This window comes from Agromyces albus, from assembly GCF_030815405.1.
Classification (GTDB): domain Bacteria; phylum Actinomycetota; class Actinomycetes; order Actinomycetales; family Microbacteriaceae; genus Agromyces; species Agromyces albus_A.
Genome location: NZ_JAUSWX010000001.1, coordinates 1,940,032 through 1,952,894 on the forward strand (window position 1 = coordinate 1,940,032; position 12,863 = coordinate 1,952,894).

14 protein-coding genes are annotated in these 12,863 nt (G+C 67.7%); 4 read left to right on the forward strand and 10 right to left on the reverse strand.

Going from position 1 to position 12,863, the window contains the following annotated elements:
- Window positions 1–149: 149 nt before the first annotated feature.
- Window positions 150–1,334: a pyridoxal phosphate-dependent aminotransferase gene (locus QFZ29_RS09110; RefSeq protein ID WP_306893819.1), complete on the forward strand. Its 1,185-nt coding sequence runs from the start codon at window positions 150–152 to the stop codon at window positions 1,332–1,334.
- Window positions 1,335–1,392: 58 nt separating this feature from the next.
- Here QFZ29_RS09110 and acnA read toward each other — a convergent pair whose 3' ends face one another.
- The 4 genes from acnA to dut all read right to left on the reverse strand — a co-directional run bounded on the left by acnA (window position 1,393) and on the right by dut (window position 6,252).
- A complete protein-coding gene (gene acnA / locus QFZ29_RS09115) occupies window positions 1,393–4,203 on the reverse strand; it encodes an aconitate hydratase AcnA (RefSeq protein ID WP_306893820.1) in 2,811 nt (936 codons plus the stop codon).
- Window positions 4,204–4,358: 155 nt separating this feature from the next.
- A complete protein-coding gene (locus QFZ29_RS09120; protein ID WP_306893821.1) occupies window positions 4,359–5,159 on the reverse strand; it encodes a DUF3159 domain-containing protein in 801 nt (266 codons plus the stop codon).
- Window positions 5,160–5,167: 8 nt separating this feature from the next.
- Complete coding sequence (locus tag QFZ29_RS09125) at window positions 5,168–5,797, reverse strand: DUF3710 domain-containing protein (RefSeq protein ID WP_306893822.1); 630 nt, start codon at window positions 5,795–5,797, stop codon at window positions 5,168–5,170.
- Window positions 5,794–6,252, reverse strand: coding sequence for a dUTP diphosphatase (gene dut / locus QFZ29_RS09130; RefSeq protein ID WP_129521113.1), 459 nt, complete (start codon window positions 6,250–6,252; stop codon window positions 5,794–5,796). The genes QFZ29_RS09125 and dut overlap by 4 nt, the downstream gene beginning before the upstream one ends.
- A gap of 38 nt (window positions 6,253–6,290) precedes the next feature.
- Between dut and QFZ29_RS09135 the strand changes: the two genes are divergently transcribed.
- Window positions 6,291–6,755: a DUF3093 domain-containing protein gene (locus QFZ29_RS09135; protein WP_306893823.1), complete on the forward strand. Its 465-nt coding sequence runs from the start codon at window positions 6,291–6,293 to the stop codon at window positions 6,753–6,755.
- On the opposite strand, the gene QFZ29_RS09140 is transcribed toward QFZ29_RS09135, so the two are convergent.
- Window positions 6,752–7,045, reverse strand: coding sequence for a DUF4193 domain-containing protein (locus QFZ29_RS09140; protein WP_129521115.1), 294 nt, complete (start codon window positions 7,043–7,045; stop codon window positions 6,752–6,754). The two genes, QFZ29_RS09135 and QFZ29_RS09140, sit on opposite strands and share 4 nt — an antisense overlap.
- 195 nt (window positions 7,046–7,240) lie before the next feature.
- Between QFZ29_RS09140 and sepH the strand changes: the two genes are divergently transcribed.
- Both sepH and QFZ29_RS09150 read left to right on the forward strand, forming a co-directional pair.
- Window positions 7,241–8,314: a septation protein SepH gene (gene sepH, locus QFZ29_RS09145; RefSeq protein WP_306893824.1), complete on the forward strand. Its 1,074-nt coding sequence runs from the start codon at window positions 7,241–7,243 to the stop codon at window positions 8,312–8,314.
- A gap of 159 nt (window positions 8,315–8,473) precedes the next feature.
- Entirely contained in the window at window positions 8,474–8,782 is a 309-nt protein-coding gene (locus QFZ29_RS09150; protein ID WP_306893825.1) for a hypothetical protein, read from the forward strand.
- 39 nt (window positions 8,783–8,821) lie between these two features.
- Here the strand turns inward: QFZ29_RS09150 and clpX are convergent, their stop codons facing one another.
- The 5 genes from clpX to QFZ29_RS20475 all read right to left on the reverse strand — a co-directional run bounded on the left by clpX (window position 8,822) and on the right by QFZ29_RS20475 (window position 12,815).
- Window positions 8,822–10,099, reverse strand: coding sequence for an ATP-dependent Clp protease ATP-binding subunit ClpX (gene clpX / locus QFZ29_RS09155; protein ID WP_306893826.1), 1,278 nt, complete (start codon window positions 10,097–10,099; stop codon window positions 8,822–8,824).
- 114 nt (window positions 10,100–10,213) lie between these two features.
- Entirely contained in the window at window positions 10,214–10,972 is a 759-nt protein-coding gene (locus QFZ29_RS09160) for an AAA family ATPase (RefSeq protein ID WP_306893827.1), read from the reverse strand.
- A gap of 9 nt (window positions 10,973–10,981) precedes the next feature.
- The gene (locus tag QFZ29_RS09165; protein ID WP_129521120.1) at window positions 10,982–11,650 is read right to left on the reverse strand and encodes an ATP-dependent Clp protease proteolytic subunit; all 669 of its coding nucleotides are present in this window, start codon (window positions 11,648–11,650) and stop codon (window positions 10,982–10,984) included.
- A gap of 26 nt (window positions 11,651–11,676) precedes the next feature.
- Window positions 11,677–12,264 (reverse strand): ATP-dependent Clp protease proteolytic subunit, encoded by a 588-nt coding sequence (locus QFZ29_RS09170; RefSeq protein WP_129521121.1) that lies wholly within the window; start codon window positions 12,262–12,264, stop codon window positions 11,677–11,679.
- A gap of 35 nt (window positions 12,265–12,299) precedes the next feature.
- Complete coding sequence (locus QFZ29_RS20475; RefSeq protein ID WP_444876251.1) at window positions 12,300–12,815, reverse strand: tetratricopeptide repeat protein; 516 nt, start codon at window positions 12,813–12,815, stop codon at window positions 12,300–12,302.
- Between the last annotated feature and the right edge of the window lie 48 nt (window positions 12,816–12,863).

Here is a 12,863-nt window from a genome sequence, read left to right on the forward strand (position 1 = left end):
TCACTTCTCTATCACCAAGCCCCGGTGAGATTTGCATCGATTTCCACGCGACGCCGTTTTGTCGCTCACTCGACTCTGGTGCACGGCGCTGATCGGAGAGGAGAATGACGTCGTGGTCCGACGATGATGCGGGCCGACTGGAGGCTGTCATGACGGTCCGCCCAGCGCGACTCGCAGACGTCGCAGGATTCAGCATCGACCGGGTCGCGACAGCGGCGGGTGACGATCCCGACGTCCTCCGGCTCGAGAACCTCGACACCGACTCGCCCCCGCCGCGAGAGGCCGTCGAGGCGACGAAGGCCGCGGTCGCCGACCCGTCGGCCAACTCGTATCTGCCGTTCACCGGACGCCACGACCTCCGTCGCGCCGTCGCAGATCGGGTGCGCGCGCGATCGGGTGTCGAATACGATCCCGAGAGCGAGGTCGTGATCACGTCGAGCGATGGGGATGGCCTGCTCGACGCACTGCTCGCCGTGACCGACCACGGGGACGAAGTCATCATCACCGATCCCACCTACGCGGGGATCCTGAACCGCGTCCTCCTCGCAGGGGCTCGGCCACGGTTGGTGCCCATGCGTGCCGTGGAAGGCGCGTGGCGGCTCGACCTCGAAGAACTCGCGGCGTCCGTCGGACCCGCGACGCGGGCGATCATGTTGCAGAATCCGTCGTTCCCCTCGGGATATCTGCTCACCGACGCCGAATGGCGGGAGATCGCTCGACTCTGCGTCGAGCACGACCTGTGGCTCATCTACTGGGCGTTCATGGAGGGCATCGTCTTCGACGGCGGCGCTGTGATCCATCCTGCGTCGTATCCGGGAATGCGCGAGCGCACCATCATCGTGGGCAGCGTCTCCATGGAACAGCGCATGATCGGATGGCGGATCGGATGGATGGTCGCCCCCGAGGCGGTCATGTCCGACCTGTCGGTGGTGCACATCTACAACGGCGTCGTTGCCGGCGGTATCGCGCAGGCCGGCGCGCTCGCCGCACTCACCGCCGACGACGACGGTCTTGCCGGATGTCTCGCCGAGTGGCAGCACCGACGCGACACTGTCTGCGAACAGCTGCGAGGCCTGCCCATGCTCGCCGCAGCAGGCGGCTGGGCGCAGATTCTCGATTCACGTGCGCTCGGAGTAGAATCCAGCGCGCTGTCGCACGCGCTCCTCCGGCATCGCGTCGCCGCCACTCCCATGACCGGGTGGGGCGGGCCGATCGCCGACCGCCATCTGCGGTTGGTCTTCAGCCGCGAACCCGTGCCGCGCCTCGAGCAGCTCGGCGACCGATTCGCCATGGCGCTCGCCGACCTCGGGGTCACGTCGTGGCGAGCGCCGTGAACGAACGACGGCGGGGCCGGACCCCGAGGAGTCCGGCCCCGCCGTGTCGTCGCGTGCGTCAGACGAGGCTGCGCAGCACGTACTGCAGGATCCCGCCGTTGCGGTAGTAGTCGGCCTCACCGGGCGTGTCGATGCGGACGACCGCGTCGAACTCGATCGCCTGCTTGCCCGCAGGCGAGTGCTCCGTCGGCGAGGCGACCACGTGCACCGTGTGGGGAGTGTCGCCGTCGTTCAGCGCCTCGAGGCCCGTGATGGAGACCACTTCGGTGCCGTCGAGCCCGAGCGAGTCGGCCGACTGGCCGGCCGGGAACTGCAGCGGCACGACGCCCATGCCGATGAGGTTCGAGCGGTGGATGCGCTCGAAGCTCTCGGTGATGACGGCCTTCACGCCGAGGAGACTCGTGCCCTTCGCCGCCCAGTCACGCGACGAACCGGAGCCGTACTCCTTGCCGCCGAAGATGACGAGCGGCGTGCCTTGTGCCTGGTAGTTCTGGCTCGCGTCGTAGATGAACGCCTGCGGGGCATCCGGCTGCGTGAAGTCCCGCGTGTAGCCGCCCTCGACGCCGTCGAGGAGCTGGTTCTTCAAGCGGATGTTCGCGAAGGTGCCGCGGATCATCACCTCGTGGTTGCCGCGACGCGACCCGTAGGAGTTGAAGTCCTTGCGGTCGACGCCGTGGTCGGTGAGGTAGTTGCCGGCGGGGCTGTCGGCCTTGATCGAGCCTGCGGGGCTGATGTGATCGGTCGTGACCGAGTCGCCGAGCTTGGCAAGCACGCGGGCACCGACGATGTCGGTGACCGGCGTGGTCTCCATGGTCATGCCGTCGAAGTACGGGGGCTTGCGAACGTAGGTCGACGCCGCGTTCCACTCGAAGGTGGCTCCCGTCGGCGTCTCGAGGTTGCGCCACCGCTCGTCGCCCTCGAACACGCTCGCGTACTGGTACGTGAACATGTCCTTGTTGATCGAGCTGTCGATCGTGTTCTGCACCTCGGTCGCGTCGGGCCAGATGTCTTTCAGGAAGACGTCGTTGCCCTCGGTGTCGGTGCCGAGCGCGTCGACCTCGAAGTCGAAGTTCATCGACCCCGCGAGGGCGTAGGCGATCACGAGCGGCGGGCTCGCGAGGTAGTTCATCTTCACGTCGGGGTTGATGCGGCCCTCGAAGTTGCGGTTGCCAGAGAGCACGGCGGTGACCGCCAGGTCTTTCTCGTTGACCGCTGCGGAGATCTCGTCGATCAGCGGGCCGGAGTTGCCGATGCAGGTCGTGCAGCCGTAGCCGACGGTGTAGAAGCCGAGGTCTTCGAGATAGCTCGTGAGGCCGGCCTTCTCGTAGTAGTCGGTGACGACCTTCGAGCCCGGCGCGAGGGTGGTCTTCACCCACGGCTTGGCCTTCAGGCCCTTCTTCGCCGCGTTGCGTGCGAGGAGCCCGGCCGCGAGCATGACCGAGGGGTTCGAGGTGTTCGTGCACGAAGTGATCGCCGCGATCGCCACGGCGCCGTGGTCGAGTGTGAACTGCTGGCCGTCCGCGAGTTTCACCGGCGTCGGGTTGGACGCGGTTGCCGGCGCATGGCTCTTGTGGTGGTGCTCGTGGTGGCTGTGCTCGTCTTCGGGCGTGTTGCCGGGCGGGTCGGAGGCCGGGAAGGACTCCGCGCCCTCGAGGTCGACGAGGTCGTGGTCGACTCTCGCGTAGTCGAGGAGGTCTCTCTCGAACGACGCCTTCGAGACGCTGAGCTCGATGCGGTCCTGCGGACGCTTCGGGCCGGCGATCGAGGGCACCACGGTGCTGAGGTCGAGCTCCATGTACTCGCTGAAGACGGGCTCGCTGTCGGCGTCATGCCAGAGCTTCTGCACCTTGGAGTATGCCTCGACGAGGGCGACCTGCTCTTCGCTGCGGCCCGTGAGGCGCAGGTAGTCGAGCGTGACGTCGTCGATCGGGAACATCGCTGCGGTCGAGCCGAACTCGGGGCTCATGTTGCCGATGGTGGCGCGGTTGGCGAGCGGCACGGATGCCACGCCCGAGCCGTAGAACTCGACGAACTTGCCCACGACACCGTGCTTGCGCAGCATGTCGGTGATCGTCAGCACGACGTCGGTGGCGGTGACGCCGGCGGGGATCGCGCCGGAGAGCTTGAAGCCGACCACCTTGGGGATGAGCATCGAGACGGGCTGGCCGAGCATGGCCGCCTCGGCCTCGATGCCGCCGACGCCCCAGCCGAGCACGCCGAGGCCGTTGACCATCGTCGTGTGCGAGTCGGTGCCGACACACGTGTCGGGGTAGGCGCGCAGCACGCCGTCGACCGTACGGGTGAACGTGACCTTGGCGAGGTGCTCGATGTTCACCTGGTGCACGATGCCGGTGCCGGGCGGCACGACCTTGAAGTCGTCGAACGCGGTCTGGCCCCAGCGGAGGAACTGGTAGCGCTCGCCGTTGCGCTCGTACTCGATCTCGACGTTGCGCTCGAGTGCGTTCTCGGTGCCGAAGAGGTCGGCGATGACCGAGTGGTCGATGACCATCTCGGCCGGCGCGAGCGGGTTGATCTTCTTGGGGTCACCGCCGAGCGCTTCGACCGCCTCGCGCATAGTGGCGAGGTCGACGATGCAGGGAACTCCGGTGAAGTCCTGCATCACGACGCGCGCGGGCGTGAACTGGATCTCGGTGTCGGGCTCCGCGGTGGGAACCCACGAGCCGAGCGCCTCGATCTGGTCTTTCGTGACGTTCGCACCGTCTTCGGTGCGCAGCAGGTTCTCGAGGAGCACCTTGAGGCTGAACGGGAGCTTGTCGTGACCCGGCACGGTGTCGAGACGGTAGATCTCGTAGGACTGCTCACCGACGTGGAGCGTGTCCTTCGCCCCGAAACTGTTCACTGCAGACACGATGTCCTCTCCTTCGCGGATGCGGCCCGAACACGCGAGCGGCACTCCATCTTCTCCGTCAGACAGGGGCTGTTCCAGCAAGGGTAACCTAAGCGCCTCGCCGCTGGGCGGGCCCCGCACAACTGCGGATTTATCTTGACGTCGAGATAACTCTATCACTCACGCAGGCGCGCCGCCGACGGGTACACGACCCGCACGACGAGCCACGAGAACACCAGCACGAGCGCATAGAGGGGCACGCCCATCAGGAGCCGCGTGGCACCAAGCGCCTCGACGTTGCCCGCGAAGTAGAAGGGCACCTGCACGACGAGGCGCGCCGTGAACAGGCCGAGCCAGATGAGGGTCAGCAGCTGCATGGCGCGGAGCTTGCGCCGGTCGGACCGCCACGCGGTGCCGTCGCCCATGAGGAATCCGACGATGAGCCCGAGCAGCGGCCACCCCACGAGGAGCGAGATGAGCAGCGCGAGGCCGTATGCGGCGTTGGTGTAGAAGCCGAGTACGTAGTTGTCTTCGGCGCGGCCCGTCCAGAGTGCGAGCGCCGCGGATGCCCCGACGGCGACGAGACCGGCGATCGCCTGCGTCGGCGAGCTGCGGCGTGCGAGCCGCACGATCGTGAACACGACCGCGAGGCCGAGCGACGCAGCGAGCGAGGGCACGAGCTCGCGCGTGAGCGTGTACACGACGAGGAAGACGAGCCCGGGCAGGATCGCCTCGGCGAGCCCGCGGACGCCGCCGAGCGCGCCGATCAGGTCGCGGCCGGTGAGCGTCTCGCCGCGCGCGAGGCCGAGGCCGGATCGCTCGGCGGCTGCCGCCACCTGGCGCCCGAACTCCCCCGCGTCGGTGCCGGGGCCGGTCACGCTGTCACCGCTCGGGCGCGCGCTCGGCTCGCCGGCGGATGCCGCGGCATCCGCTCGCTCATCGGATCTGGGGTCGCGCTCTGCGCCGGCATCCGTCATCGCAGGGCCTATGCAGTGGGAGGGGTGGGACTGCCGGCGGACGACGCGGGCATGCGAAGCGGAATGAGGTCGCGCGGCGGCATGGGCGTGTTGCCGCGCACCACGACGATCGAACGGAAGAGGTCTTCGATCTGCGCGGCGGCTGCAGGCTCGACGGCCGCCTCGCCCGCGATCACTCCGCGGAGGAACCAGCGCGGGCCGTCGACGCCGATGAACCGAGCGAGGCCCATGTGCCCCGCCTGGCCCTCGCCTGCGGCGACGGGGATCTGCGCGAGCAGCTCGGGTCCGAAGGTGCCCTCGCGCACGGTCGTCGTGCCGCCCTGGCGGGCGATCTGGTCGGCGATCTGCGCGCGGATCTCGTGCCAGAGCCCGCTCGAGCGAGGTGCAGCGAAGGGCTGCACCTGCAGCGTGGAATTGGCGTAGTCGAGCCCGATCGCCACGACGCGCTTCGTGCCCTCCTCGACCTCGAGGCGCAACTGCAGGCCCTCGCGGGGCAGCACCTTCACGCCGCCGAGGTCAACATAGGGACGAACCGGGTTCGCCTCGGCCTCGTCGAACGGGCCGGCGGCCTCACGGTCGTCTGGCGCCGACTTGGGCTGGTCGACGGGGGTGTCGTCGATGTTCTCGATGTCGCTCACGCGTTCACTCCTGACTTGTGCTCCCCGAATCCCGTCGAGCCGAATCCCCCTTCGCCGCGAAGACTTCCCGGCAGACGCTCGACTTCGACGAATCTCGCCCGGCTCACCGGCATCACCACGAGCTGGGCGATGCGATCGCCGACCTCGATCGGGTAGGGCTCGCTCGAATCCGTATTCAACAGGGCGACCTTGATCTCGCCCCGGTAACCGGCGTCGACCGTGCCCGGAGCGTTCACGATCGTGATGCCGTGCTTGAACGCGAGTCCGGAGCGCGGAACGACGAACGCGACGTACCCGTCGGGCAGTGCCACGGCGACTCCCGTGCCGACCGTGGCACGCTCTCCGGGCGCGAGTACAAGGGACTCGGCAGCGTGGAGATCGGCGCCCGCATCACCCGGATGGGCGTACGACGGGAGGCGGTCGGCCGTGATCAGAACATCGACGGAATCGGTCACTGTTCGAGGGTAGTGCAGAAGTCTGATCGAATAGTCCCATGCCCGACTACCACGAGAGACTCTGGCCGACGCCGTGGATCTACGCCGTGAGCCTGCTGCTCGTGCCCGCCAGCATCCTCGTGCTCGCGCCCGTCTCGCTGCCCGCCGGCGTGGCGACCGGCATCGTGCTCTACTTCGCCACCGTGGGCGCGCTGTCGTTCACGGCACCCGTCATCGACGTGCACGAGGGCCGATTGCGCGCAGGTCGCGCCGAGATCCCACTCGAGTACACGGGAACCGCCGTCGGCGCCACGGATGCCGCGGCGCGCGTCGAACGCGGCACCGGCCTCGACGCCCGTGCCTTCCTCGTCATCCGCGGCTGGGTGCAGCCCGTCGTGCGCGTGCCGATCACCGACCCCGCCGACCCGGCGCCGTACTGGCTCCTGTCGACGCGCCATCCGACAGAACTGGCCGCCGCGATCAATGGATCGCGACGGCCTGAGCCTACGGAGCGCGGCGCCTAAGAGGCGCACTCCAGGCAGATCGGCCCGAGCTTCGTCTCGTGGTCGATCTGCGAGCGGTGCTTCACGAGGAAGCAGTTCACACAAGTGAACTCATCGGCCTGCGGTGGGAGCACCACGACGTCGAGTTCGACGTCGGAGAGGTCGGCACCGGCAAGGTCGAATCCTCCGGGGTTGTCGGCGTCATCGACATCCACCACTCCCGACATCTTGTCGGGGACGCGCTCCTTGAGGGCCTCGATCGACTCAGAGTCGTCTTCGGTCTTCCGCGGTGCGTCGTAATCCGTTGCCATTCCCGTCCATTTCCTCTATTGCCGAAGATTCGGCGGCCATAGTCTGCATCAAATCGTCAGCGTAAGCAAACCATTCGGTCGACCTTTGCGGCCGGCGCTCACGTGCAACTTCCGGCGCGCCCGCGCTATTCCCGACGGGACCGCTTGATACGTGGCATCCTAAGGCGGAGACGAGGGCACGGAAGGGCTTCCGCGATGCAGGAACTGAAGGTAATCGGAGTCGAGAACGGCGCGTTGCTCGCCGCATCCGACGATGGCGCACGCTTCCGGATCGAGATCGACGAAGTACTGCAGTCGCGGATCCGCCAGGCACAGCCCGAGCAGCACACCGGGCCGAAGCCCTCGCCGCGCGAGGTGCAGTCCCAGATCCGCTCAGGACTCTCCGCAGAAGAGGTCGCACAGGTCACTGGTGCCTCTGTGGAGTACATTCGCAGGTTCGAGGGACCAGTGCTTGCTGAGCGCGAACACGTCGTGACATCGGCGCTCGCGGTCCCTGTGCACGTCGTGGCCGAGGTCGATGCGGCCGAAGAGCCGGCATCGTTCGGCGGCGTCATCCGTGAGCGACTCGCCAAGCTCGGTGCGCACGGCGAACGCTGGGCGAGCTGGAAAGACGACGAGCGCGGCTGGATCGTCAAGCTCGAGTTCACCGCAGACACGATCGACCACGACGCACGCTGGAGCTTCGAGCCGAGAAAGCAGTCGCTGCAGCCGCTGAACACCGAGGCGGTCACGCTCTCGCAGCAGGGCGAGTTGAAGGGCGGGCTCATCCCCCGCCTGCGCGCCGTCGGGCCCGACGCCGACGAGTCGCGTTTCGACAGCGGCGCCTTCACCTTCGAGGAGAACGAGCAGGGCGAGTTCGACACCGCGCCGCACCTCGAGCCGTTGCCGTACGCGCGCAATGCGCAATCGACGTCGAGCCCGGCCGCAGCTCGTGCCGCGATCAAGCGAGCGGACGAACCGCAGCAGACCCTCGGTGAGACCGCCGACCTGCTCGAGGCCCTCCGGCGCCGCCGGGGCGAACGCGAGGCAGCGAGCGAGCAGCTTCCGACACCGTCGCCGTTCGCACCCCCAGCACCCGCAGAATCCCAGAACCCGGCGCCTGCCGAGCCGAAGCCCGAAGACAAGCCCGGCACGGCCGCACGCACGCTCTGGGGCGGCAAGTCGGGCACGGGCCCTGTGGGGACTCGCGGTTCGAAGAAGGGCCGCGCGTCGATGCCGAGCTGGGACGAGATCGTCTTCGGCGCACGAACTGACGACGATCTGGCCTGACCCGCCGCTCTCCGTCACTCCCGTCGGCACTGCCGCGGTCGTTCAGGGTCGACGTTTTCGGTGATCAGCACGCATCCGACAACTTCAGGGTCACGTTCCGTCGCATTCACCACGCGGTGTTACCATCGAACATATCTTCGAATGTCGGTGGAGGTGCGCATGCCGCGCGTGCAGGAGATCGTCGAGATCTGGTCCGGCGAGGCGGGCGAACCCGAGCGGCTCGTCTGGCGCTCGCGGCGCTTCCGCGTGACCGACATGCCCACCCCGCTCGTGGGCCCGTGCGACTGCCCGCTCGTGGGCCCGTGCGACTGGTGGAGTCCGTTCTCGGAACACGACGTCTCCCCGGGCCGGGTTCCGCTCGAGATCTCGGGCTGGCGCTTCCAGGCGAGTGCCGACGACGGCGAGACGCACGTCTTCGACGTCGCATACGACGGCGCCCGCTGGCAGGTTCTTCGGGTCTACGACTAATCTCGCGTCGAGCTCGCGCTCGACACCGGGCTCGCGTCGCTACGCGGACTTCTCTGCGCGGCGCGGCTTGTGGGGCACGATCGTCGGCGCCGCGTTGTCGAGCACGGCGGCCTTCGTCACGACCACGCGGGCGACGCCCGTGGAGGACGGCACCTCGAACATGATCGGCCCGAGCACCTCTTCCATGATGGCGCGGAGCCCACGGGCGCCGGTCTGACGCAGCACCGCGAGATCGGCGATGGCCTGCAGCGCAGGCTCCTCGAAATCGAGCTCGACGCCGTCGAGCTCGAACATGCGCTGGTACTGCCGGATCAGCGCGTTCTTCGGCACCGTGAGGATCTCCATGAGAGCGTCGCGGTCGAGCGGCCCGACCGTGGCGACGACCGGGAGACGGCCGATGAACTCTGGGATGAGGCCGAACTTGTGCAGGTCTTCGGGGAGGACCTCGCTGAAGATGTCGGCTTCGTCCTCCTTGTTGTGCAAGGGGGCGCCGAAGCCGATGCCGCGCTTGCCGGCGCGTGAGGAGATGATGTCCTCGAGCCCCGCGAACGCGCCCGCGACGATGAACAGCACGTTCGTCGTGTCGATCTGGATGAACTCCTGGTGAGGGTGCTTGCGGCCACCTTGCGGCGGCACGGATGCGACGGTGCCCTCGAGAATCTTCAGCAGTGCCTGCTGCACGCCCTCGCCCGAGACGTCTCTCGTGATCGAGGGGTTCTCGGCCTTGCGCGCGATCTTGTCGACCTCGTCGATGTAGATGATGCCCGTCTCGGCTCGCTTGATGTCGTAGTCGGCGGCCTGGATGAGCTTCAGGAGGATGTTCTCGACATCTTCACCGACGTAGCCGGCCTCGGTGAGCGCCGTCGCATCGGCGACCGCGAACGGGACGTTGAGCTGTTTCGCGAGGGTCTGCGCGAGGTAGGTCTTGCCGCAACCCGTGGGCCCGATGAGCAGGATGTTGGACTTGGCGATCTCGACATCGTCGCGCTGGTGGTCGGCCGACGTGAGCGTGGTGCGGGCGCGTACGCGCTTGTAGTGGTTGTAGACGGCAACGGCGAGGGCGCGCTTGGCGGCCTCTTGTCCGATGACGTACTCCTCGAGGAATCCGAAGATCTCTTTCGGCTTCGGCAGTTCGAACTCACTCGACTCGGTCTCGCCTGCCTCGGCGAGTCGCTCCTCGATGATCTCGTTGCAGAGCTCGACGCACTCGTCGCAGATGTAGACGCCGGGACCGGCGATGAGCTGCTGGACCTGCTTCTGGCTCTTTCCGCAGAAGGAGCACTTGAGCAGATCGGCGCTCTCCCCGATGCGTGCCATCGCAGCCTCCCTCTCAACGAGTCTGTTCCGAGCCTAGCCCGAGATCGGGCACATGGTGGGTAGCGCCCGCGGATTCGACACGAACCGCGTTTCGCCGGCCGCGAACCGGGCCGTTCAGTCGAGCAGATGACGCAGATAGCGCCGGGGATCGTCGAGATAGGCTCGCCAATGCGAGACGAGCTCGAGTTCGCTCCACTCGACTTGTCGGATGCCCCACTCCCCCAGTTCGAGGATCGTCGCGCCCGGCACGGAGGCGAGGATCGGCGAGTGCGTCGCGCAGATCACCTGCGTGCCTCGGGCCACCATGCGATCGAGCCCGGCGATCCACGCGAGCATCGAATTGAACGAGAGTGCCGCCTCGGGCTCGTCGAGGCAGACGAGGCCGGCGAGGAACTGCGGATGATTGAGCTTCACGTCGAGGAGCTCGTTGAAGGACTCGCCGTGGCTCATGGCGTGGAACGCAGGGTCGGGATTCCCGGGCAGTGACTCGGCATAGCTGTAGTACCCGTGCATCGTCTCGGCGCGCAGGAAGAAGCCCCATCGCGGTGCCGTCGGACTCCGCTCGATGCGGAGCCAGCTCGCGAGCGGCGATTCACTCTCGCGCGTGGAGCGGCCGCCGTTGTTGCTGCCGCCCTCGGGCGGAAGCCCGTAGGCCATCGCGATGCCCTCGAGGAGCGTCGACTTGCCGCTGCCGTTCTCGCCGACGAGGAACGTGAGTCCGGGCGCGAACTCCAAGCCGCCCTCGGCGATCAGCTGGGCGACGGCCGGGACCGTCGCCGGCCACGCCGAGGGGTTGAGCAGGGCATCGGAGTACAGCGCGACGCGGCGGATGGCCCGGCTGTCGTAGAGCCAGTCATCCGCCGCGTTCGTCACGCTGAGAGGTTACTTCGCGAGCGCCGGGAGGCTCTTGCGCGAGGTGAGCACCTGGTCGATGAGGCCGTAGTCGAGCGCCTCGCTCGCCGAGAGGATCTTGTCGCGGTCGATGTCGCTGTTGACCTGCTCCTGCGTGTGGTTCGAGTGACGCGAGAGCGTCTCTTCGAGCCACGAGCGCATGCGCATGATCTCGGCGGCCTGGATCTCGATGTCGGACGCCTGGCCGTGACCCGCCTCGCCCATGGCGGGCTGGTGGATGAGCACGCGGGCGTTCGGCAGCGCGAGTCGCTTGCCCGGGGTGCCGGCCGCCGCGATGACCGCCGCCGCCGAGGCCGCCTGGCCGAGCACGACCGTCTGGATCTGCGGACGGATGTACTGCATCGTGTCGTAGATGGCCGTCATCGCGGTGAAGGAGCCACCGGGCGAGTTGATGTAGAGGATGATGTCGCGGTCGGGGTCCATGGACTCGAGCACGAGCAGCTGCGCCATGATGTCGTCGGCCGACGCGTCGTCGACCTGCACGCCGAGGAAGATGATGCGGTCCTCGAAGAGCTTGGCGTAGGGGTCTTGGCGCTTGTAGCCGTAGGCCGTGCGCTCCTCGAAGCTCGGCAGGATGTAGCGCGAGCCCGGGGCTTGGACGCCGCGGAATGCGGTGCCGCCGAAAGCAGGGATGTTCATTCGCTCGTTCTCTCTTCTCTCGGTGCCTACGCCTGGTCGGTGCCGCCGCCGCCGGCCACGTCGAGTGCCGACTCGCGGATGTGGTCGACGAAGCCGTATTCGAGGGCCTCGCGCGCGTTGAACCAACGGTCGCGGTCGCCGTCGGCGTTGATCTGCGCGACGCTCTTGCCGGTCTGCTCTGCGGTGATCTCGGCGAGTCGCTTCTTCATGTCGAGGATCAGCTGCGCCTGCGTCTGGATGTCGCTCGCGGTGCCGCCGAAGCCGCCGTGCGGCTGGTGCAGCAGCACTCGGGCGTTGGGGGTGATGTAGCGCTTGCCCTTGGTGCCTGCGGTGAGCAGCAGCTGCCCCATCGAGGCGGCCATGCCGATGCCGACGGTGACGATGTCGTTCGGCACGAATTGCATCGTGTCGTAGATCGCCATGCCGGCGGTGATGGAACCACCTGGCGAGTTGACGTAGAGGAAGATGTCCTTCTTGGCGTCTTCTGCGGCGAGGAGCAGCAGCTTCGCCGCGATCTCATTGGCGTTGTCGTCACGTACCTCGGAACCCAGCCAGATGATGCGGTCCCTCAGCAGTCGATCGAAAACACTGGGAGCCAGTGTCGGTTCGGCCATGTGTCGCTCCGTTTCGTTGTCGCGTTCACTCGAATCTATCCGGTGCAACGCACGCGGATCGGGCTGTTCGCCCTAGGCGGATGCCGCGAGCTCTGCGGCGTACGCGGCGAGCGACACGCCGTAGCGCGGCAGGTGGGGAGCGAGGGCCGCGAGGGCGTCGGATGCCGCGCGCCGGGCGTCGCCCGCGTCGACGAGCGCGAGAGCACGGAACGCGACCACCGCGTCGCGCAGCTCGCCCGCGTCGGGCTCGATCTCGTCGAGGCGATCGACTCGAGTGGACGCCCGAGGTTCCGGATCGTCGACGCGAGCTGCACGTACGCCTGCACGCGCTCAGGGCCGCTCAGGCCGCCCGCAAGCGCCGCGCGGTAGAGCAACTCGGCTTGGGCCTCGAGGCCGGCTGAGTCGCGCGCTCCCGCTCGTTCGAACAGTGCGACCGGCTCGTCCGCCGGCCGTTCAGCGGCGAGCGCGTCGATCCGCTTGATGACTTCGTCGTCGCCGAGCGCGGAAGCCTGCTGCCAGACGGCGTCGACGCGGTGCTGCCAATCGTTCACGGAGTCCTCCTCCTGAGACGCAGAACGGGGCCGGGCGCATGGCCTGAC

Bases quoted from the DNA above. Each gene is read 5' to 3' on its own strand.
- QFZ29_RS09110 (WP_306893819.1), top strand. From the start codon at position 150: ATGACGGTCCGCCCAGCGCGACTCGCAGACGTCGCAGGATTCAGCATC.
- QFZ29_RS09120 (WP_306893821.1), bottom strand. From the start codon at position 5,159: ATGACGGATGCCGGCGCAGAGCGCGACCCCAGATCCGATGAGCGAGCG.
- QFZ29_RS09135 (WP_306893823.1), top strand. From the start codon at position 6,291: ATGCCCGACTACCACGAGAGACTCTGGCCGACGCCGTGGATCTACGCC.
- QFZ29_RS09140 (WP_129521115.1), bottom strand. From the start codon at position 7,045: ATGGCAACGGATTACGACGCACCGCGGAAGACCGAAGACGACTCTGAG.
- sepH (WP_306893824.1), top strand. From the start codon at position 7,241: ATGCAGGAACTGAAGGTAATCGGAGTCGAGAACGGCGCGTTGCTCGCC.
- QFZ29_RS09150 (WP_306893825.1), top strand. From the start codon at position 8,474: ATGCCGCGCGTGCAGGAGATCGTCGAGATCTGGTCCGGCGAGGCGGGC.
- clpX (WP_306893826.1), bottom strand. From the start codon at position 10,099: ATGGCACGCATCGGGGAGAGCGCCGATCTGCTCAAGTGCTCCTTCTGC.
- QFZ29_RS09165 (WP_129521120.1), bottom strand. From the start codon at position 11,650: ATGAACATCCCTGCTTTCGGCGGCACCGCATTCCGCGGCGTCCAAGCC.
- QFZ29_RS09170 (WP_129521121.1), bottom strand. From the start codon at position 12,264: ATGGCCGAACCGACACTGGCTCCCAGTGTTTTCGATCGACTGCTGAGG.